We start from the raw sequence: 20,386 nt of genomic DNA, 5'->3' as shown, positions 1-20,386 counted from the left end.
TGCCGTTCGCGCCCATTTGCTTATCAGGCGAACCGAAATGACCGATATAGCCACACTCCAGAACCAGATCCTGTCCGCTATTGACGCGGCGACCACGCCGGACGCGCTTGAGGCTGTCCGCATCGATGCGCTAGGCAAGCAAGGCAGCGTATCTGCGCTCCTCAAGACGCTTGGCCAAATGTCTCCGGAAGAGCGACAGGTGCAGGGGCCCGTGATCAACGGACTGCGCGAGGCTGTGACCAATGGCATTGCGGCGAAAAAGACCGCGCTGGAGACCGCGATCCTCAACCAACGCCTCGCGACGGAGCGGCTCGATATGACGCTTCCCGCGCCCGAGGCTGCGCGCGGCACGGTGCATCCCGTCAGTCAGGTGATGGATGAACTCGCAGAGATCTTCGCCGATATGGGCTTTGCCGTTGCCGAAGGGCCCGAGATCGAGGATGACTGGCATAATTTCAGCGCGCTCAACATTCCTGAAACCCATCCCGCGCGTGCGATGCACGACACCTTCTATTTTCCGGAAGAGATGGCTGTCGACGGCAAGAAGATGTTGCTGCGCACGCATACATCGCCGGTGCAGATCCGCACGATGACCAGCCAGGAGCCGCCGATCCGGATCATCGCGCCGGGCCGGGTCTATCGCAGCGATAGCGACGCGACGCACACGCCGATGTTCCACCAGATTGAAGGTCTTGTGATCGATAAGGGCATTCATCTGGGCCATCTGAAATGGACACTCGAGACATTCCTCAAGGCCTTTTTCGAGCGTGAGGATGTCGTGCTGCGCCTGCGCCCCAGCTATTTCCCCTTCACCGAACCCTCGGTCGAGGTCGATGTCGGCTATACGCTCGTCAACGGCAAGCGCGTGATCGGCGGCAGCGAAGGCTGGATGGAAGTATTGGGCAGCGGCATGGTCCATCGGCGGGTGATCGAGGCGTGTGGGCTCGATCCTGATGTCTGGCAGGGCTTTGCCTTTGGTACCGGTGTCGATCGCCTTGCCATGTTGAAATATGGAATGGACGATCTGCGCGCCTTCTTCGACGGCGATAAACGCTGGCTCCAGCATTACGGGTTCAACGCGCTCGATGTGCCCACATTGTCGGGAGGAGTAGGCGCATGAAATTTTCGCTCAGCTGGCTGAAAAGCCATCTCGATACCGATGCTGATATTCACGCAGTCGCCGATTGCCTCAACCGTATCGGGTTGGAAGTTGAAGGCATTGAAAATCCCGCAGAGAGCCTGTCGGCTTTTCGGATTGCGCGTGTTTTGAGCGCGGCTCCGCACCCGCAGGCTGATAAGTTGCAGGTGCTGTCCGTCGACGCCGGTGCCGGCCCGATGCAGGTTGTTTGCGGTGCGCCCAATGCCCGTGCCGGGTTGGTGGGCGTCTTTGGCATGCCGGGCGCTGTCGTGCCTGCCAATGGCATGGTACTGAAGGTTGCGGCGATCCGCGGGGTCGAATCGAACGGCATGATGTGCTCAGTCGCTGAACTCGAACTGGGCGACGATCATGATGGCATCATCGAACTTCCCGCCGACGCGCCGGTAGGGCAGGTCTATGCCGATTGGGCCGGCCTCGATGATCCAGTGATCGAAGTAGCGATTACCCCTAACCGGCAGGATTGCATGGGCGTGCGCGGTATCGCGCGCGATCTTGCAGCGGCCGGCCTTGGCACATTGAAGCCACTGGAAGTTCCCGCAGTGTCCGGCACTTTCGCGTGCCCGACCGAGATCCGCACGTATGACGCGGATGGCTGCCCTGCCTTTTTCGGCCGTGTCATTCGCGGAACGAAAAACGGCGTATCGCCCGACTGGATGCAGGCGCGCCTCAAAGCCGCAGGACAACGGCCGATTTCGGCGCTGGTCGATATCACCAACTATGTGATGCTCGACCATGGCCGCCCAAGCCACGCCTATGACCTTGCCAAGCTGACCGGCGCAGTCTTTGCGCGCCGGGCGAACAATGGTGAGATGGTGACCGCGCTGAACGGCAAGGAATATGCACTGACGTCTGACATGACAGTGATTGCCGACGATGCCGGCGTTCACGATATCGCCGGGATCATGGGCGGCGAACATTCGGGTTGTTCGGAAACGACGACCGACGTGCTCCTTGAAATCGCTTATTTCACGCCGGAGCGGATAGCAAAGACCGGTCAGGCATTGGCGCTGACGTCGGACGCGCGCAGCCGTTTCGAACGGGGTGTCGATCCTGCCTTCCTCGATGAGGCAGTCGAAATCATTTCAGGACTTATCGTCGATATCTGCGGCGGCGAAGCGAGCGAAATCGTGCGTGCAGGTATGGCACCCACAGAGCGCAAGAAGCTGAGCTATGATACTGCACTTTGCGCCGCGCTAGGCGGCATCGACGTTCCTGCCGACAGGCAGAAAGCGATCCTTGAATCGCTGGGTTTTGACGTGGCGGCGGACTGGAGCGTTACTGTTCCCACTTGGCGGCGCGACGTGGATGGCCCTGCGGACCTCGTTGAGGAAGTCGTGCGGATTGTTGGTCTCGACCATGTCGTTTCGGTGCCATTGCCGCGCGCGGATGGCGTCGCCAAGCCAACGGCAACGCCGTTGCAAAGCCTTGAGCGTAAGGTGCGCCGTTCGGCGGCTGCGCGCAGCCTCAATGAAGCGATCAACTGGTCTTTCCTGCCCGAAAAGGAAGCGACCGCTTTTGGCGGTGGGGCATGGAGCCTTGCCAATCCGATTTCCGAAGACATGAAGGTGATGCGGCCCTCGCTGCTTCCCGGCCTGTTGTCGGCAGCGCAGCGCAATATGGATCGTGGTGCATCGTCTGTGCGGCTATTCGAGATCGGTCGGCGCTATCTCTGTGCGCAGGACGGCCGCAGTGACGAGCGCTTGACTTGCGGTATCGTGCTGGCGGGCGAAAAGACTCCGCGCGGCTGGGTTTCCGGAAAGGCAGCAAAGTTCGACGCCTATGATGCCAAGGCAGAAGTGCTCGCATTGCTGGCGGCGGCGGGCGTTGCCACTGATAACTTGATGGTGATGGACGAAGCAGGCCCGCATTATCACCCCGGCCAGTCGGCCACGCTGCGCATGGGCCCCAAGAACATCCTCGCTGCTTTTGGCACCCTTCACCCGGCAACGGCGAAGGCGTTCGATCTGGATGGATCGGTGATTGCGGCCGAAATCTACCTTGATGCGATCCCGGCGAAGAAGGGAACGGGGTTCATGCGCCCAGCCTATACGCCGCCCGCCTTGCAGGCGGTCACCCGCGATTTTGCCTTCCTCGTCCCCGAAAGTCTTGCCGCTGGGGATCTGGTGCGGACGATCAGGGGCAGCGACAAGACCAATATTTTGGTGGCGCGTTTGTTTGACCGCTTCTCCGGAACGGGCGTACCCGAAGGCCAAGTGAGCCTGGCCGTCGAAGTGACGCTGCAGCCGGACGAGAAAAGCTATACGGACGAAGAGCTGAAAGCGATCAGCGACCGGGTGGTTGCGGCTGCAGGCAAGCTGGGCGCTACGCTACGCGGCTAACGGGGACGGTGGGAGTGCCGTCTCTCTATGGTCATGAACAAAAAAGGCCGGGGTTTGCGCCCCGGCCTTTGTCTTTTTGCCTGCCCTCAGAAAATGAGGGGCGGGAGGGTGTCAGAATTTATACCCAGCGGTCAGGAAGACCTGGCGCGGATTGCCATAGAATGCGGTGACCACGCCTTCACGGCCCAGTGACGGGATCAGGGCGCCGCCTGCGGTCCGCAGTGGGGTGCCATTGGGGGCAACTGACAGGAACTGATAGCCCGAGGTGATGTACCGCTTGTCGAACAAATTCTTGCCATGCAGGCCAATCGAGACGCGATCGTCGTCGCTTGACCAGGTCAGGCTGGCATCAAGCAGACCATAGCCCTTCTGGTCGAGGAACGGGCTTGGCACTTCGAACTGGTTGGTCTTGCTGCGATAGCTGTAGGTCGCCTGCGCACCCATATTGCCAAGTTCAAGGCCCAAGGTCGCCGATGCCGTCCATTTCGGGGTGTTCTGGATACGGCGCAGGTTTGATACATCGACATTGTTGACGATGAAGCGGTCATATTGGCCGTCGATATAGCCCAGCGTTCCGGTAAAGGTCATCGCGCTGCCATTGCCCGCAAAGTCGCGGGCAAAGCGGGCGAAGGTTTCGACCTCGACGCCCTTAAAGGTCGCCTTGGCGGCGTTGGTGGTTACGCCTGCAAAGCTTTCGAAGATGCCGTCATTATTGGCATCGACGCCGACCGAGCCGGGGATCTGGACATTCTTGTAATCGCCATAGAAGCCCGTGACAGCAAAGCGCGCACCGCCCAGATTACCCTTCCAGCCCAGTTCATAACTATCGACGGTTTCCGGATCGAACAGGAAGAAATCATAGATTTCCTGATAGCTGCGTACGCCGTTGCGGTCGGTATCGGGCGCAATCCGCGCGTCGCCGCGTGGATCGAAGCTGCCGCCCTTGAAGCCCTGTGCATAGCTTGCATAAAGCAGATGGTCGTCATTGGGCTTGAAGCTGAGTGAGGCGCGCGGGTTGAAATCGCTAAAGCTAGCTTTGCCAGTGAAATCGGTTGCCGTGGCAATCGGGATCGCTGTGCCTCCAAAGATTGGCGATGCGCCGCCAATTTTCGTCTGGCGCAAGATACGCGAACGACGGATGTCCTTTGTGTAGCGACCGCCAACCGACACTGCGAACTGATCGGTCAGATCATAGGTAAAGTCGCCGAACACCGACCAGGTTTTGGTGCGGACATCCCCCTCTGTATAGGCATTCAGGCCCGGCAGGCCGAGCAGCGGGCCCGTGGTGCCAAGGATCACGTCGAACTGCGTCGAGCTTTTCGCGTCAAGATAATAGAAACCGACAAGTCCGTTCAGCTTTTCACCCTCATAGAGCAGTTGGAATTCCTGGCTGGTTTGCTGGTTACGATATAAAGCGGGGACGTCGACATCGACCGAGACAAGCGAGTCGAAATCGATCGGCGTGAAGCTGCGGTCCTTGCGCCATGCACTGATTGATTTCAGCGTGATTGTATCGCTCAGTTGCGCACTGGCGTTGATCGCAAATCCATAAGCCTTCACATCCTGTTTCGGATTGGCAAGGCCGGCGCGGGTGTCGAATTCATCCGCCAATACCGGCGCGGCGGTGAGCAGGCTGGGGACCAGGCGGTGGCCGTTGCGTGGATCCGATTTGTCACGGGTATAGTCCCCCGAAATGCGGATGAACACGGGTTCGCCATAACCGCCCAGTTCGAGACTGGCGCGTCCAGCCCAGACATCTTTGTTATAGTTTTCGACGCCCGGCAGTGTCAGATTGTCACCAAATCCACCGCGCGAGAGCCGCGCGACCGAGCCGCCTATGCGGACGATATCATGGATCGGCGCCGACGCCGTCACCACGCCCTCGGCTTGATTGTACGTGCCGTATGTGGCGCGCGCCTTGAGGGCGAATTCCTCCGGCAAACGTTTTGTGACATATTTGACGGCACCGCCGATGGTGTTGCGGCCATAAAGTGTGCCCTGCGGACCACGCAGCACTTCGATCCGCTCGACATCGTAAATGTCCAGAACTGCCCCCTGAGGGCGGTTGAGATAGACATCGTCGAGATAGATGCCGACGCCGGCTTCAAAGCCGGAAACCGGATCTTGCTGGCCCACGCCGCGGATGAATGCGGTCAGCGTCGAATTGGTGCCGCGCGAGTTTTCGAGGGTGACATTGGGTGTGGTGTCGCCGATGTCAGTGATGTCGAGCGCGCCCTGCGCCTCGAGTGCAGCGCCCGAATAGGCGGTAACGGCGACGGGAACATCCTGCAGGCTTTCCTCGCGGCGGCGCGCAGTGACAATGATTTCACCCTCTTCGCCCTCATCGACCATTGCCTGATCTTGGGCAAAGGCGGCCACCGGAAGGGTTGCAATGCTTCCCAATGCGATCCCGGACAGCAGAACGCTACGCGTAAGTGCCTTGAATTTCATGATATCCTCTCTTCCATCCCAGCGAAATTGCGGACTTACCGCTATTTTCTGCTTGCCGTATAATGAAAGTTGAACCATCTTTCAACTTAAGGAATAGGGATTTTGCAAATGGTTGCCGGGCGTGGCATGGCTGCAACAATGACGGGGGAAGACAAGGCGCCGCGCACCGAGCGCGGCCGACGAACGCTGCGCGCATTGCTCGACGCAGCGGCTGCGGAGTTTGGCGAAAAGGGCTTTCATGAAAGCTCCGTCGTCAGCATCACTGGGCGTGCCGGTGTCGCGCTCGGCAGTTTTTATACCTATTTCGATTCAAAGGAATCGCTGTTCCGCGCGCTTGTAAAGGACATGTCTGGCAAGGTTCGCGATCATGTGGCGCCTGTGCTGCCCGGTCAGGGCGACCAGATTGATGCCGAAGGCCGCGCCCTATCTGCGTTTCTGGGCTTTGCCCGCAAGCATAAGGAAATCTACCGGATCATCGATGAGGCTGAATTTGTCGCCCCCGATGCCTGGAATGCCCATTATGGCACCACCGCCAACCGCATCCTTGAACGCCTGAAATTGGCCGAAGCTCGAGGCGAAATCAACGGCCCGGTCGATGAGGCACATGCATGGGCGATCATGGGGATGAATGTGTTTTTGGGCCTGCGTTACGGCGTCAATGACGAAGCCCGCGATGTCAACGAGGTTGCTGACATCGTCAATCAGATGCTCCGTACCGGATTGGGGAAGGCGTCGGGCTAGACCCGTTCGCGCAGAGCGGCTATGCGCCGCGCCCATGAGCAATGCACCCTGGGCCTCCCGCCGCACCTTTGCGATCATTTCGCACCCTGACGCGGGTAAGACCACACTGACCGAAAAACTGCTGTTGCAGGGCGGCGCGATCCATCTTGCCGGCGAGGTCAAGGCGCGCGGCGCGGCGCGGCGTGCGCGGTCCGACTGGATGAAGATCGAACAGCAGCGCGGCATTTCGGTGACCAGCTCGGTCATGACGTTCGAGAAGAATGGTATCGTCTTCAACCTGCTGGATACGCCGGGGCACGAGGATTTCAGCGAGGATACCTATCGTACGCTGACCGCTGTCGATTCGGCGATCATGGTGATCGACGCTGCAAAGGGTATCGAGCCGCAGACACTGAAGCTGTTTGAGGTCTGCCGTTTGCGCAGCGTGCCGATCATCACCTTTGTGAACAAGGTCGACCGTGAAGGCCGTGAATGTTTCGAAATTTTGGACGAGGTGGCTGACAAGCTGGCGCTCGACGTTTGCCCGATGAGCTGGCCTGTCGGCATGGGCGGCGAGTTTGAAGGCATTTATGATTTTGCATCAAACCAGTTGATGCAGCCGTCCGGCGCGTCGAAGGAATTTGAAGGACAAGTCAGCCAGTATAGCGGGTTGGCTGACCCCAAACTGGCCGAATTGCTGTCCGAACGCGGCCTTGCAAAATTCCGCGAAGAGGCCGAGCTGGCGCAAGCTGGCTATGCGAGTTTCGATCTTGAGGCTTACCGCCACGGCGACTTGACGCCTGTTTATTTCGGTTCCGCGCTCAAAGAATTCGGCATCGTCGAAATGATAACGGCGCTTGCCGCTTATGCTCCGCCGCCGCGACCGCAGCCGTCGAGCGAGGGCACAATCACCCCTGATAACAAAGAGGTGACCGGTTTCATTTTCAAAGTCCAGGCCAATATGGACCCGCAGCACCGGGACCGGATCGCCTTCATGCGGCTCTGTTCGGGGACATTCAAACGCGGCATGAAACTGACGCCGTCGGGTTTGGGCAAGCCCGTGGCCATCCACTCGCCAATCCTGTTTTTTGCGCAGGATCGCGAGATTGCAGACAGCGCCGAGCCCGGTGACATCATCGGCATTCCGAACCATGGCACGCTTCGCGTCGGCGATACGCTATCTGAAAAGAATAGCGTTCGTTTCACCGGCCTCCCCAATTTCGCGCCGGAAATCCTGCGCCGTGTGGTGCTGCGCGATCCCACCAAGACCAAGCAACTGCGAAAGGCGCTCGACGATCTCTCGGAAGAAGGCGTTATTCAGGTTTTCTACCCTGAAATTGGTTCCAACTGGGTGGTCGGCGTGGTCGGCCAGTTGCAGCTGGACGTGCTGATCTCCCGGCTTGAGGCCGAGTATAAGGTCGATGCCTTCCTGGAACCGGCGCCCTATGATACTGCGCGCTGGCTCAACGGCAACGACGCCGCGCTAAAAACATTCGCTCAGTTCAACGGCGGCAATATGGCGAAGGACCGCGACGGAAATCCTGTCTTCATGGCGCGCTCGTCTTGGGACGTCGGTTATCAGCAGGAAAAAAATCCCGATATCGTGTTCAGCGCGACCAAGGAGCGTTAGGCCGCCGGCCGAACTTCCACCGGCACGCCCGAAAAGGCGGCATTGCCGGACAACGGGTCTAGAGCGTCCTCCTCGGTCAGGTCGTTAATGCTAGCCCCGGCATGCGCTTGCGCCACGGCCATCGACACGCCGGGCAGGTTGTGACCCCAGCCATGCGGGATTGAAACCGTACCGGGCATCATGTCGTCGGTCACCTCGACAGGTAACCGGATGGCCCCACTTTTTGAGGAAACTTCCGCTACCGAGCCGTCACCCAGATTGCGCGCACGGGCATCGTCTGGGTGGATCATCAGCGTGCAGCGTTCGGGTCCCTTTACGAGGCGTGGACTGTTGTGCAGCCAGCTGTTGTTCGAACGGACATGCCGCCTCCCGATTAGACGCAATCGGCCGTCTACATCTTGCGCCAGAGTCGCATGCAGCCGTTCGAGATCAGCGATCAGGTTGGCAGGTGCGCAGTCGATCCGCTTTGTGGGTGTCCGCAGCCGCTCGGGCAGCCGTCCAGCCTGCAACGGCCCGAAATCCTTGCCGCTCGGCTCAGCCTCCACCTCCGCCAGCGAAATGCCATAGGGCCCAGCCTTAAGCAGATTATCGAGCGCCTCGCGCGGCGTCGCCCGTTCGATCGGCCTGCCGGAAATCGCCTCAGCCAGTTTGCGCAAAATCTGCCAGTCCTGCAGTGATCCCTCTTCTGCCTCGAACAGCGGTTTGGAGAATTTGCCAAAATTGCGAATTGCGATGGGCAGCAGGAAAAGCCCATAATGCTCGCGTTCCAGCGGCCCGACAGGCGGCAGGATGTAATGCGCGCGGCGGCTGGTTGCGTTGCGGTACATGTCGACCGAGACCATGAGTTCGAGGCTTTCCAGCGCAGCGTCAAGCCGGCGGCCATTGGGCGTCGACAGCACCGGATTGCCCGCGACCACGAACAGTGCCTTTATCTGGCCATCGCCCCGCGTCTCAATTTCCTCGGCCAAGGCCGCTGCAGGATATTCGCCCATTACCAGCGGATGGCCCGAAACCCGGGAACGGCTGCGGCCGATCGACCCCGGCCCCGCCATCGCGACCGTATCGACCAGAGGAGTCGGGAAGAGCAGCCCACCTTCGCGGTCCAATTGGCCCGCCGCAATGTTGATCAGCGCGATCAGCCAAGCGTTCAATGTACCGAAACTTTGTGTCGCGGCCCCCATACGTCCGTACAGCGCGGCCGGCCCCGTCACCATCCGGTGCGCAAGCCATTCGATATCAGACAGGGCCACGCCGCATTGCGCTGCACAGTCGGCGCTGTCGAACTTGGCGAGGGCGGATGCGACCGCTTCCAGATCGTCGACATAATCGGGCAGAGTTGGCCGCTCCGGATGCGCGAGCACAGCCTGCAACAAGGCGACCAACAGCATCCCGTCAGTGGCCGGACGAATAAACAGGTGCCGGTCGGCGATTTTTGCGGTCTCGGTCCGCCGTGGATCGATCACCACCAATTGCCCGCCCCGTTTTTGCAAGGCCTTTGTCCGGTTGCGGAAATCGGGAACCGTCCAGACGCTCCCGTTCGATGCCATCGGGTTGCCGCCCAAGATAATCATCGTTTCGGTGCGGTCGATATCGGGCACGCTCCAAAGTCCCGAATGTCCAAACAGCGCCAGATTGGCGACCATGTGCGGCATCTGGTCAACGGTGCTCGCCGAATAGATGTTCTTGAGGCCGAGTGCTTTTTTGAGTTCGCCCGACACAAATGAATTGGAATAACTGTGCGCATTGGGGTTGCCGACATACATCGCCGCGCCGTCGCCATCGCGCGCCAATATGTCGCGGGTGCGTTCGCCGATTTCGGTAAAGGCCTGTTCCCAACCAATCTCTTCCCAGTTCTCGCCATTGCGTTTTAGCGGTTTGCGCAACCGGTCCGGATCATTTTGCAGGTCGGCGAGCGCGGTTGCCTTGGGGCAGATATGCCCGCGCGACAGCGCATTGTCGGGATCGCCCTTGATTGAGAGGATATCGCGCCCCTCGGCGGTAACGATGATCCCGCAATTGGCCTCGCAGATACTGCAGGTGCGATGGTGCTGAATGGGCATGTGCGACTCTCCTTAGCTGGCAGGCTATAGGGTTTGTGGGGGGATGCAAGGTTTTGGCAGCTTGACCAGCCGCTTGGGTTGCAGCATTTCCAGTGCAGAATATACCGTCCCCCTCCCGCATGCGGGAGGGGTTAGGGAAGGGCCTGAGAAGGAGCGCCGATGTCTGGCTCTCCCCCGGCCCCTGCCGCACGCGGGAGGAGAGAACCAAATGACCGACCATATCCTCGTCATCGACGAAGGCACCACATCGACGCGCGCCATGCTGTTTGCCAAGGATGGCAGCTGCCTTGGCAGCGCGCAGCGGCCGCTGACGCAATATTATCCGGCGCCGGGCCTTGTCGAACATGATGCGGGGGAAATCTGGACGCTGACACTCGAATGCGTACGCGAAATGGTGCAGCAAGCGGGCGGCGCGCAGGCCATTGCCGGCATTGGTATCACCAATCAGCGCGAAACGGTGGTCTTCTGGGATCGCCGCACGGGTGAACCACTGGCACGCGCGATCGTCTGGCAGGACCGGCGCACGGCGGAGATGTGCGAGGCGTTGAAGGCGGCCGGTAGCGAAAGCGATTTGCAGGCTAAGACAGGCCTTTTGCTTGATCCCTATTTTTCGGGATCGAAAATCGGCTGGGCGCTTGAAAACTGGCCGCAATTGAATGCGGCGGGTGAGCATCTCGCGGTCGGAACGGTTGAAAGCTATCTTGTCTATCGCCTGACCGGAGGCAAGGTGCATGTCTCCGATGCCAGCAACGCCAGCCGCACCGCCTTGATGGCGATCGGCAGCGGCGATTGGGATGATGGCCTGCTTGCCCTCTTCAATGTTCCGGGCGCTATCCTTCCAGAGATTTGCGACAGCGCCGGGCAATTGGGCATGACTGATCCCGACCTTTTCGGTGCGCCGATCGCGATTACCGGCATGGCGGGTGACCAGCAGGCGGCGTTGATCGGGCAGGGCTGTCTCGAACCCGGTCAGACCAAGGCGACCTTCGGCACCGGCGCATTTGTGCTGACGCAAACGGGGCGAACGCTACCCAAATCGACGAACAGGCTGTTGGCCACGGTGGCGTGGCAATTGGGCGGGGAACGGCATTATGCGCTTGAAGGATCGGTTTTTGTCGCAGGCAGCCTGATCCAATGGCTTCGTGACGATCTCGGCCTTATTGATGCATCGCCCGATACCGAGCCGCTGGCGCGCAGCGTTGATGATAATGGCGGCGTCTATCTTGTTCCTGCCTTGTCGGGCCTCGGCGCGCCGCACTGGCAGCCGCACGCCCGCGCTGCGATCCACGGCCTGACCTTCGCGGCAAAGAAAGCCCATGTCGCGCGCGCCGCATTGGAAGCAATGGCGCACCAGACCCATGACCTGAAAACCGCTTTTGCCGCCGACGGTGCCGACTGGGCAGAGTTGCGCGTTGACGGCGGCATGGTTTCGAACGGTTGGATGGTGCAGGATCTGGCCGACATATTGGCGATTGAGGTGGAGCGTCCCGACTTTGCCGAAACCACAGCGCTGGGCGCAGCAATGCTCGCAGCAGTCGGCGCGGGGCTTTACGGTTCACTGGCCGAAGCGGCGGTGATGCGCGGAAATGTTGGTCGCTTCACTCCTGCCATGGAGGCATCGGCGCGGGACGCGCGACTTGCCGGATGGAAGGATGCGTTGGGGCGGGTGCTCGCCTAACGCCCCATCTTCTTTGCGCGCCTTCTCTGCACGCTTGAACCTATCCCCATTGCCTCGCGATATTTGGCGACGGTGCGGCGGGCGATATCGAAGCCTTTGGCTTTCAGCAGATCGACCAAAGTGTCGTCCGATAGAATGTCGTTCGCTGCTTCGGCGTCGATTAGCGCCTTGATCGCGGCTTTCACCGCTTCGGCTGAGGCGCCGTCGCCGTCTGCGGAGCCGACCCCGCTAGAGAAGAAATATTTCAGATCGAACAGTCCACGCGAACAATGGAGATATTTGTTGCTGGTCACGCGGCTGACGGTCGATTCATGCATGTCGATTGCCTCTGCCACCTGCCGCAGCGTCAGTGGCTTCAATCGTGATACGCCTTCGCGGAAAAATGCTTCCTGCTGCTTTACCAATTCGGTCGCGACCTTCATGATCGTGCGCTGCCGCTGGTCCATTGCTTTGATCAACCAATTGGCATCGGCCAGCGCTTCATTCAGCCAGGCATTCGTGGCCTTGTTACTGCCACCGCCGCCCATTTCGAGATAATAGCTGCGATTGACGAGCAGGCGGGGAAGATTGGCGCTGTTCAACTCGATCGCCCAGCCCTTGCCCTGCGGCGTGACGAAGATATCCGGAGTGACGGCAATGGCGGCGTCCGCGCTATCGAAACGCAAACCCGGTTTCGGATCATAGCTGCGCAGTTCGGACAGCATGTCGCGCATATCTTCTTCATCGACCCGGCATAGCCGCATCAACTGGTCAAAGCTGCCGCGCGCCACAAGATCGAGATTGTCGATCAGTCTGGCCATGCAGGGGTCATAACGGTCGGCTTCGATCGCCTGCAGCGCGATGCATTCGGCAAGATCGCGCGCGCCGACCCCGGTCGGGTCAAAGCTTTGCAGCGTTTTCAGTGCTTCCTCCATTTCAGACTGCGGCACGCCCAGCCGATAGGCGAGCGCAGAAAGATCGACGCCGAGCCAGCCCGATGGCTCGACATGATCGATCAGTTTTTCGATCAGAAGCAGTTTACGCCCCGATGCTGCCGAGCCTGCCTGTCCGAGCAGATGATCGCGCAATGACACGGGATGCGCGGCAAAACTGTCAAAATCCGGGCCATCGGCAAAATCGCCGCCGCGCATATCGATGCCGTTCATGCCCAGCATCCCGTCCGCGCCCGCACCGCCGCCCTCCGCGTCAGATCCGAAAGCCTCCGCTGCGAAATCCGTATCGAGCGCCGCGCTTCCTGTGGCAAAATCGCCGTCATTCATCAGTTCGTCACTGCCGAGATTTTCAGGCTGCGGCGGAGCGTCAGCGGTTTCGGGGCTGTCGCTTTCTCCGCCACTGTCCGCCGGTGCAATATCCAGCAGGGGATTGCGTTCCAGCTCTTCGGCAACGAAGCTTTCGATTTCGAGCGAGGAGAGCGCCAGCAGCTTGATTGCCTGCTGAAGCTGCGGCGTCATCACCAGTGATTGGGTCTGCCGAAGATCAAGGCGCGGGGTGAGGGCCATGCTTGGATTTTACGACTTCTCGTTTCGATCGAGGTCGAGACGCGCAATGCCGGTTGGTGTTTGGCCTAGGCTCGAAGCGAACGGATAAATGGCCATCCGTCGATCCTCACATTTCAAACCCTTCGCCAAGGTAAAGGCGGCGCACATTGGCATCCTTTACCAAATCTTCCGGCGAACCTGCGAACAGCACCTGCCCACCATAAATGATGCAGGCCCGGTCAACGATGTCGAGCGTTTCGCGAACATTATGGTCGGTGATCAACACGCCGATACCGCGTTTCTTCAGGTCTCTGACAAGGTCGCGAATATCGTTGATCGAAATTGGATCGATGCCGGCAAAGGGTTCATCAAGCAGGATGATCGACGGGTTGGCGGCAAGCGCGCGCGCAATCTCGCAACGCCGCCGTTCGCCGCCCGACAAAGCCATTGCCGATGCGCTGCGCAATCGGGCCAGCCCGAATTCATCGAGCAATTGTTCAAGTCGGGCTTCGCGCGTCGCGGTGTCTGGTTCGGCAAGTTCGAGGACGGCCATGATGTTCTGCTCGACCGACAGCCCGCGAAAGATCGAGGTTTCCTGCGGAAGGTAACCCAGGCCAAGGATCGCCCGGCGATACATGGGCAGCCTTGTGATATCCTCTCCATTGAGCATGATCCGGCCCGAATCGGGCTTTACAAGGCCCATGACCGAATAAAAGCAGGTGGTCTTGCCCGCGCCATTGGGACCCAAAAGCCCAACGACTTCGCCCTTTGCCACCGACAGCGACACATCGGTCAGCACTGCCCGCTTGTCATAGCTTTTGGCGATCGACACCACTGCCAGGCCGGAGGTGAGCCCTTCCTCCGTTACCGCGCTACCCTTAGTTTCGGGGCGCTGTGCATCATCGGCCAATGGCTGTTCAAGGCTCATGCCCTCAAAGTCCTTTCAAGTTCGAGCCTGCTTACCGCGCAATCCGGGCCAAGAAAAGCCGATTGGCAGGATTTGTGCATGGAAGCTCCGCGCGACTTGTCCGAAACGGGTCAGTTTTTGCGCTGCGGAACGGTAAAGGTGCCGGTGACGCGGCCATTGCTGCCCGTCGTGCCCGGTGCGGATGCTCCGCCGGTGATCGTTGATCGGCCGGCCTGGAGATCGATCACGATCCGCGCGCCGTTAAGTTTGTTCGCACCCTGAGTGAGGTGCACATTGCCGAGCAGTGTGATCAGATTTGCGTTCAGATCATAGATTGCAGCATCGCTTGTTGCGCGCAGATCATCCTTCGAAATTACCACGCCGCCAACCGCATCAAGCCGATCGACGTCGATACCGCCATTGCTGGTATAGGCGGCCGTCAGTCGCGCAGCTCGCATGGTCAGCCCTGCCTGAGTGGCGGTAACCCCGCCGGTCAATATCACGCGGTCGGCACGATCCTGCAATTCGATAGCGCCTGCGTCAAAATCGACGGGTGCATTGCTATCATGGTTACGCAATACCTGTGCCGGCGCTGCAACCGAAAGCAGGGCTGCAGTGCCAATGGCGCTGGTCAGCATGATCGCAAAGAAGGATTTGGACATCATCGGCCTCCTCTAATGGCATTCTGGTCGATGCGCAAATGCGCGCCGCCTTCAAGGCGGACGATTCGTGCGTCAATGTCTGCCCGCAATTTTGTCGCGCGGAAGGTGCCGACGCGCGTTGTGCCGCTGACTGGGCCGAAACTTTCCAGCTGACGCGTCTTCATTGCAAATTCGACATTGTTCGCCGTCAGGCTGAAACCGTCGCCGGCGGTGTAGGACAATGGCCCTTCCACCCGGACTTTTTCGGTGTCCAGATTATACCAGCCCTGACCGGCGACGAGTCGGGCGGGCCCATTATCCATCAGCATCTGGGCCGACAGGTCGGAAAGGCGGATGATGGGCTCGGCGCTGCTTTTCTGAACGGCGCTGCCGCCGCGCAGCACAAACGGCCTGCCCTTGCTGTCTTCACCGCGGTACATTGCGTTGGTCAGCCGCATGCGCTCGGTGGCCATGTTGACCTCATCCTTGGCCAGAACGAAGCTCAGTTCCTCGCGGTTGGAAAAGGGCGCAACGACCAGCAGCGCCAGCAGCACTCCGATGATGCTGGGCAGTACGACGCGAAGCAGGCGCACGAGCCGGTCACGCCGGCCGCCTGGCGCGGCGAGTTGCTGCCGCGATGTGCGTTCCTTGTCTGCCTGTTCTGACATGCGCTCTTTCCTGCGCTCCTGCTGATGAATGCGCGCTTAGCTGTGCGCGAAAATGTCGTCGTCAGGCCAACCCATCAGATCGAGTCGCGCCCGGTGGGGCAGGAAATCGAAACAGGCCTGGGCCATGTCCATCCGGCCTTCCCGTTCTAGACGGATAAGGAATTCGGCATGGAGCCGGTGCAGAAAGCGAACGTCGCTGGCGGCATAATCCTTTTGCGCCTCGCTCAGAACCGGACCGCCCCAGTCGCTCGATTGCTGCTGCTTGGAGATATCCGCGCCGAGCAGTTCCTTCACCAATTCTTTCAGGCCGTGGCGATCGGTGAAGGTGCGCGTCAGCCGCGAGGCAATTTTCGTGCAGAACAGCGGCGCGGCTGTCACCTTAAGATAATGTTCGATCGCTGCGAGATCGAAGCGGGCGAAATGGAAAAGCTTCAACCGTGCGGGATCCGCCAGGATCGCGCGCAGATTGGGCGCGGCATAATTGCTGCCGGGTGCGAAACGCACCAGATGTTCATCGCCATTGCCGTCGGAAATCTGCAACAGGCACAGTCGATCCCGTAGGGTATGCAAACCCATTGTTTCGGTGTCCACGGCGACAATAGTGCTGCCTTGCAGGACGCCATCGGGTAAATCTTCTTCGTGCAGGAATACGCTCATGCGCGTCATGACTTTCTGTGCGGCAATTGAATGAGCCTTCCTCTGCCCCAGCAGGCGGCGCAAGGCAAGTTTTACCACCCGTAAAGGCTCCTGCATTATTTGCTATCGCGGTTGCCGCGTATGGAGTATAGTTGAAAGGCGTGGCGGCTGTGCCCAAACGCGGCAAATGCGGGATATTCGCCCTGTTTCGCATGGAATTAGCTTGACGGGCGACGAGAAAGTAACTGTTCGAACATGAGTTTTAATGACAAGCGTCGTGGCCGTGGCCGTGACAAGCGCGATCGTTTCGGCGACGATAATTTTGGCTTCGAGGCCCCCTCATTTCCGGGTGAATTGAGAGGCGGAGAACGCTCTGGCGGCTATAACAGCGGCGGTCCACGTGGAGGCGGCTTCGGCGGCCCGCGCGGCGGCGGCGGCGGTGGTGGCGGCTTCGGTGGTGGCGCTCCGCGTGGCCCCGCAATGCCTGCTCAGGTCGTTGGAAACGGCAAGGGTGTCGTTAAATTCTTCAACAATCAGAAGGGCTTCGGCTTCATCCAGGTTGATGACCGTCCCGACGATGTGTTCGTTCATATCAGCGCTGTCGAACAGGCTGGCCTCACCGGTCTGGCCGAGGGTCAGCCACTGGAATTTACGCTGGTTGATCGTGGCGGCAAGGTGTCGGCGACCGATCTTGTGATCGACGGTGAACCGATGCCGGTTCCCGAGCGCGCACCCCGTCCGGAGCGCCCTGGTTTTGACCGTGGTGATCGCGGTGACCGCGGTGGTTTCCAGCGTGGCGGTGAGCGTGGCGGTGAGCGTGGTGGTTTTGATCGTGCCCCGATGCGCGAATCGACCGGCGAACGCGCCAATGGCACGGTGAAGTTCTTCAACGACATGAAGGGATTCGGTTTCGTTCAGCGCGATGATGGCGGTGAAGATGTGTTCGTTCACATTTCCGCGCTTGAGCGTTCGGGCGTTGGTACCGTAACCCAGAATGACCGTCTGGCTTTCGACATTGAAGTCGATCGTCGTGGCAAATATTCGGCAACGAATGTTCAGCGCATCAGCGAGTAACATCGCTTCTGTACGATAAGAAAAAAGGGCCTCTTGCGGGGCCCTTTTTTATTTGTGTCATGCTGCGGCTTTTTATCGCGTCGGCACGGGCACGGCGCCGCTATAGTCGTAAAAGCCGCGCTTGGTCTTGCGGCCAAGCCAGCCGGCCTCGACATATTTCACGAGCAGCGGTGCCGGGCGATATTTCGGGTCACCGGTCGTTTCGTGCAGCACCTTGATGATTTCGAAACAGGTATCCAGCCCGACAAAATCGGCAAGCGTCAAAGGCCCCATTGGATGATTGAGACCGATCTGGCAGGCCATGTCGATATCCCTGATCGATGCGACGCCTTCACCCAGCGAGAAGCAGGCTTCGTTCAGCATCGGCATAAGGATGCGGTTGACGATGAACCCGGGTACGTCTTCGGCGAATACCAGCGACTTGCCCAATGTCTCGCCGAACAGCTTCACCTTCTCGACCGTCTCCTGCGATGTGGCGAGTCCGCGAATCACCTCAATCAATCCCATGATCGGCACGGGGTTAAAGAAATGGACGCCGATGAAGCGACTCGGATCAGGCGAATTTTGTGCCATGCGAGTGATCGGGATTGAAGAGGTGTTGGTGGCAAGGATTGCCGTCGAACCAAGCACCTTGCCAACCTCGTCAAAAATACGGCGCTTGATTTCTTCACGTTCTGTCGCGGCCTCGATGACCAGTCCGGCTTCAGCCATCGGCGCGTAATCGGCGACAGGGGTGATCCGTGCGAGCGTCTGTTCGGCCTCGCTCGCGCCGATTTTTTCGCGGTCGACCAATTTGCGCAGCGCCGCCGCAATCACATCCTTGCCGGCGCTGGCACGGCCGAGATCGATGTCCGACAGAAGCACCTGATAGCCGGCGGCAGCACTCACTTGGGCGATTCCGGACCCCATTTGACCTGCACCGATAACTGCAACTGTGCGCATTTCCGTTGTACCTTTTCGAATAACCCACGCCCTTTGGGGGCAAAGCATGTCAGGCCCCTAGCGGAGCAGAACGGATGAGGATAGACTGTTTGCCATGAGCCTGTCCTTCGTACGCGCCGCATTGGCAGCCATGGTGATTTCCGTCCCCCTCGCTGCATCGCCAGTCAAGCTGGGGGAGCAGTTTTTTCACAAGGACTGGTCGGCCGTGTGCGACAACAGCCTTGCCTGCGAGGCCATTTCGCTGATGCCCGATGGTGACGGCGGGGAAGGTCCGCAAATTATCATCCGTCGCGGCAGTGGCGACGCGGGAGTCAGCGTGCGCATCCAATTCGCCGAACCGACGGGCGGACGGTACCGTGTGCTTGTCGGCGGACGTGTGGCGGCAAATGGAACGCAAGCGGCAGGCGACTGGCCAATCATGGTCGATGGCGATGCTGCGCTCAAACTGGTGCGTGCAATCGCGCGGGGACGCACGCTATCGATCGAGGATGGCAATGGAGTGCTGCTTGGAAAGCGTGAGCTTGCCGGGTCGGCTGCCGCCTTAAACCGCATTGATGCAATACAGAATCGCGCCGGTACGCGGCAGGCATTGTCTGCAATGGGCCGTCGCGTGAAGCCTTTAAAGCTAGTCCCATTGCCGGTAGTTGAGGCCAAGCGCATTGGCAAACAGGGCCCGCTGCCCGATGCCGCAACGATCGTGGGCGTGGTTGAAGGATCGAAATGCGCAACGGAACCTTCTGCAGTGACCGAGAACAGCGCGGTTAGCCTGGGCCGGGCCGATGGCCAGCGAAGGGCTTTGCTTCTCGTCAGTTGCGGTTCGGGTGCCTATAATGCTGCGTCCGCCATTTATTTCGGAACATCCGTCGACGGCAAGAGATGGGATTTTGTTCCCGCCCGCTTTGACTATCCGGAAAAGCCCGACGAGGGGATGGATGGCGCGACACTTTTGTCGAATGTCGCTTGGGACGCATCGCGTCAACAGCTTGACGCCTTTCACAAGGGGCGTGGGCTCGGCGATTGCGGGCAAGCGCAAAGCTATGTCTGGGATGGCGCGATGTTTCGCCTCATCGAAGCCCGGGCGATGGACGAATGCCGAGGGGTTGCCGAATGGCCGGTGGTCTGGCGCGCGCGGGTCGAGTTTCGCGATTGAGGCGGACGTTAGCCCTTTCGCGCCTTTAGCAATAACTCTGCAACGCCATAGGTACGTTCATTGTCGACATCGATCGCGAACGCACCATTGGTGGTGATATGCGGTGTCACCTTGACGCCAAAGCGGCGCGAGATCGCCTTGAAGGCGCTTTCCAGCGTCCACCAGCCGAGCCGGAAGCGCAGCAGGTTGATGATTCCGAACGCCTTGGCAATGCGTGCGCGGTTCTTTGCAAATTGGCCGCCTTCGCGAAATGCCTCAGTCGCACGAAGCGCCTTGGGGCTGCGCAGCCAGAAGACATTGCAGTTCGAAATCGCTGCATCGCTAAATTCATAAAATCGGCGCTGGCCATCCGGGTGGGCCGCTCGAATTGCTTCGCGCGTTGAAAGAACGACCACAGCATCGCCATCGCCTGCCAGTGCCGCCTGATGCACATCGCGCAGATAGTCGCTCTCTGCGAGGACATTGTCGGCCGTGGTGATCAGAAGCGGAAACGCACTGTCGCCGCCCGCCTGCTCGATTGCATGTTCGACACTTTCGACGATTCCCGCTTGTGCCGCGCACAGCGTCAACCGACCTGCTGCTTTCAACGCTACAACTGACGGCAGATCAGCGATCACTTCGGGATCATGGATCGAAATCAGCACCTTTGCATCGGGGAAGGCCGGGCCGACTGCCTCGACCACCCATTCGAGCAGCGGTTTGCCGTTGATCGGCACGCGGCATTTGTGGCTGACGCCGGCGCGTTCAGCGAGTGGATCGAGCGTGCCGTCGCGTTTGCCGGCAAGGATGAGGACGGTGGGTTGGTCTGTCATGCCACGCGCCTATAGGGTTGGTCGCATTTTGGGGCAAGCTA

The 20,386-nt window shown here is 59.7% G+C and carries 16 protein-coding genes; 7 read left to right on the top strand and 9 right to left on the bottom strand.

The features are described from left to right. Positions 1–37: 37 nt before the first annotated feature. A complete protein-coding gene (gene pheS, locus RSE16_00730; GenBank protein WRH76032.1) occupies positions 38–1,120 on the top strand; it encodes a phenylalanine--tRNA ligase subunit alpha in 1,083 nt (360 codons plus the stop codon). Next, complete coding sequence (gene pheT, locus RSE16_00725; GenBank protein WRH76031.1) at positions 1,117–3,498, top strand: phenylalanine--tRNA ligase subunit beta; 2,382 nt, start codon at positions 1,117–1,119, stop codon at positions 3,496–3,498. The genes pheS and pheT overlap by 4 nt, the downstream gene beginning before the upstream one ends. Before the next feature lie 111 nt (positions 3,499–3,609). Here the strand turns inward: pheT and RSE16_00720 are convergent, their stop codons facing one another. Beyond that, complete coding sequence (locus RSE16_00720) at positions 3,610–5,850, bottom strand: TonB-dependent receptor (GenBank protein ID WRH77384.1); 2,241 nt, start codon at positions 5,848–5,850, stop codon at positions 3,610–3,612. A 207-nt stretch (positions 5,851–6,057) separates the two neighbouring features. On the opposite strand from RSE16_00720, the gene RSE16_00715 reads away from it, so the two are divergent. Both RSE16_00715 and RSE16_00710 read left to right on the top strand, forming a co-directional pair. After that, a complete protein-coding gene (locus RSE16_00715) occupies positions 6,058–6,690 on the top strand; it encodes a TetR/AcrR family transcriptional regulator (GenBank protein WRH76030.1) in 633 nt (210 codons plus the stop codon). 34 nt (positions 6,691–6,724) lie between these two features. Then, positions 6,725–8,299, top strand: coding sequence for a peptide chain release factor 3 (locus tag RSE16_00710; protein ID WRH76029.1), 1,575 nt, complete (start codon positions 6,725–6,727; stop codon positions 8,297–8,299). Here the strand turns inward: RSE16_00710 and RSE16_00705 are convergent. Continuing rightward, the gene (locus tag RSE16_00705) at positions 8,296–10,359 is read right to left on the bottom strand and encodes a molybdopterin oxidoreductase family protein (GenBank protein ID WRH76028.1); all 2,064 of its coding nucleotides are present in this window, start codon (positions 10,357–10,359) and stop codon (positions 8,296–8,298) included. The two genes, RSE16_00710 and RSE16_00705, sit on opposite strands and share 4 nt — an antisense overlap. Positions 10,360–10,567: 208 nt before the next feature. On the opposite strand from RSE16_00705, the gene glpK reads away from it, so the two are divergent. Next, positions 10,568–12,037: a glycerol kinase GlpK gene (gene glpK / locus RSE16_00700; GenBank protein WRH76027.1), complete on the top strand. Its 1,470-nt coding sequence runs from the start codon at positions 10,568–10,570 to the stop codon at positions 12,035–12,037. Here glpK and rpoN read toward each other — a convergent pair. The 5 genes from rpoN to RSE16_00675 all read right to left on the bottom strand — a co-directional run bounded on the left by rpoN (position 12,034) and on the right by RSE16_00675 (position 16,388). Beyond that, positions 12,034–13,536: an RNA polymerase factor sigma-54 gene (rpoN, locus tag RSE16_00695; protein ID WRH76026.1), complete on the bottom strand. Its 1,503-nt coding sequence runs from the start codon at positions 13,534–13,536 to the stop codon at positions 12,034–12,036. The genes glpK and rpoN overlap by 4 nt on opposite strands. 106 nt (positions 13,537–13,642) lie before the next feature. Then, positions 13,643–14,443: an LPS export ABC transporter ATP-binding protein gene (gene lptB / locus RSE16_00690; protein WRH76025.1), complete on the bottom strand. Its 801-nt coding sequence runs from the start codon at positions 14,441–14,443 to the stop codon at positions 13,643–13,645. A 110-nt stretch (positions 14,444–14,553) separates the two neighbouring features. Beyond that, positions 14,554–15,084 (bottom strand): LptA/OstA family protein, encoded by a 531-nt coding sequence (locus RSE16_00685; protein WRH77383.1) that lies wholly within the window; start codon positions 15,082–15,084, stop codon positions 14,554–14,556. Then, on the bottom strand, positions 15,084–15,731 hold the full coding sequence (locus RSE16_00680; protein WRH76024.1) for an LPS export ABC transporter periplasmic protein LptC: 648 nt from the start codon (positions 15,729–15,731) through the stop codon (positions 15,084–15,086). The genes RSE16_00685 and RSE16_00680 overlap by 1 nt, the downstream gene beginning before the upstream one ends. Positions 15,732–15,767: 36 nt before the next feature. Beyond that, positions 15,768–16,388: a ribonuclease D gene (locus RSE16_00675; GenBank protein WRH77382.1), complete on the bottom strand. Its 621-nt coding sequence runs from the start codon at positions 16,386–16,388 to the stop codon at positions 15,768–15,770. A 234-nt stretch (positions 16,389–16,622) separates the two neighbouring features. On the opposite strand from RSE16_00675, the gene RSE16_00670 reads away from it, so the two are divergent. After that, positions 16,623–17,441, top strand: a complete 819-nt coding sequence (locus tag RSE16_00670) for a cold-shock protein (GenBank protein ID WRH76023.1) — start codon at positions 16,623–16,625, stop codon at positions 17,439–17,441. A gap of 72 nt (positions 17,442–17,513) precedes the next feature. Here the strand turns inward: RSE16_00670 and RSE16_00665 are convergent, their stop codons facing one another. After that, positions 17,514–18,383, bottom strand: a complete 870-nt coding sequence (locus RSE16_00665; GenBank protein ID WRH76022.1) for a 3-hydroxyacyl-CoA dehydrogenase NAD-binding domain-containing protein — start codon at positions 18,381–18,383, stop codon at positions 17,514–17,516. A gap of 94 nt (positions 18,384–18,477) precedes the next feature. On the opposite strand from RSE16_00665, the gene RSE16_00660 reads away from it, so the two are divergent. After that, entirely contained in the window at positions 18,478–19,533 is a 1,056-nt protein-coding gene (locus RSE16_00660; GenBank protein ID WRH76021.1) for a DUF1176 domain-containing protein, read from the top strand. An 8-nt stretch (positions 19,534–19,541) separates the two neighbouring features. Here RSE16_00660 and RSE16_00655 read toward each other — a convergent pair whose 3' ends face one another. Continuing rightward, positions 19,542–20,345, bottom strand: a complete 804-nt coding sequence (locus RSE16_00655; protein WRH76020.1) for a nucleotidyltransferase family protein — start codon at positions 20,343–20,345, stop codon at positions 19,542–19,544. Between the last annotated feature and the right edge of the window lie 41 nt (positions 20,346–20,386).

Source organism: Sphingobium sp. (genome assembly GCA_035196065.1).
Classification (GTDB): Bacteria; Pseudomonadota; Alphaproteobacteria; order Sphingomonadales; family Sphingomonadaceae; genus Sphingorhabdus_B; species Sphingorhabdus_B rara.
The sequence above is the reverse complement of the archived record's forward strand: the minus strand, read 5'-3'. Positions and strand labels throughout refer to the sequence as shown.

Bases quoted from the DNA above. Each gene is read 5' to 3' on its own strand.
- RSE16_00720 (WRH77384.1), bottom strand. From the start codon at position 5,850: ATGGTCGATGAGGGCGAAGAGGGTGAAATCATTGTCACTGCGCGCCGC.
- pheS (WRH76032.1), top strand. From the start codon at position 38: ATGACCGATATAGCCACACTCCAGAACCAGATCCTGTCCGCTATTGAC.
- RSE16_00655 (WRH76020.1), bottom strand. From the start codon at position 20,345: ATGACAGACCAACCCACCGTCCTCATCCTTGCCGGCAAACGCGACGGC.
- lptB (WRH76025.1), bottom strand. From the start codon at position 14,443: ATGAGCCTTGAACAGCCATTGGCCGATGATGCACAGCGCCCCGAAACT.
- RSE16_00670 (WRH76023.1), top strand. From the start codon at position 16,623: ATGAGTTTTAATGACAAGCGTCGTGGCCGTGGCCGTGACAAGCGCGAT.
- RSE16_00715 (WRH76030.1), top strand. From the start codon at position 6,058: ATGGTTGCCGGGCGTGGCATGGCTGCAACAATGACGGGGGAAGACAAG.
- rpoN (WRH76026.1), bottom strand. From the start codon at position 13,536: ATGGCCCTCACCCCGCGCCTTGATCTTCGGCAGACCCAATCACTGGTG.
- RSE16_00660 (WRH76021.1), top strand. From the start codon at position 18,478: ATGAGCCTGTCCTTCGTACGCGCCGCATTGGCAGCCATGGTGATTTCC.
- RSE16_00665 (WRH76022.1), bottom strand. From the start codon at position 18,383: ATGCGCACAGTTGCAGTTATCGGTGCAGGTCAAATGGGGTCCGGAATC.
- glpK (WRH76027.1), top strand. From the start codon at position 10,568: ATGACCGACCATATCCTCGTCATCGACGAAGGCACCACATCGACGCGC.
- pheT (WRH76031.1), top strand. From the start codon at position 1,117: ATGAAATTTTCGCTCAGCTGGCTGAAAAGCCATCTCGATACCGATGCT.
- RSE16_00705 (WRH76028.1), bottom strand. From the start codon at position 10,359: ATGCCCATTCAGCACCATCGCACCTGCAGTATCTGCGAGGCCAATTGC.
- RSE16_00685 (WRH77383.1), bottom strand. From the start codon at position 15,084: ATGTCCAAATCCTTCTTTGCGATCATGCTGACCAGCGCCATTGGCACT.
- RSE16_00710 (WRH76029.1), top strand. From the start codon at position 6,725: ATGAGCAATGCACCCTGGGCCTCCCGCCGCACCTTTGCGATCATTTCG.
- RSE16_00680 (WRH76024.1), bottom strand. From the start codon at position 15,731: ATGTCAGAACAGGCAGACAAGGAACGCACATCGCGGCAGCAACTCGCC.
- RSE16_00675 (WRH77382.1), bottom strand. From the start codon at position 16,388: ATGAGCGTATTCCTGCACGAAGAAGATTTACCCGATGGCGTCCTGCAA.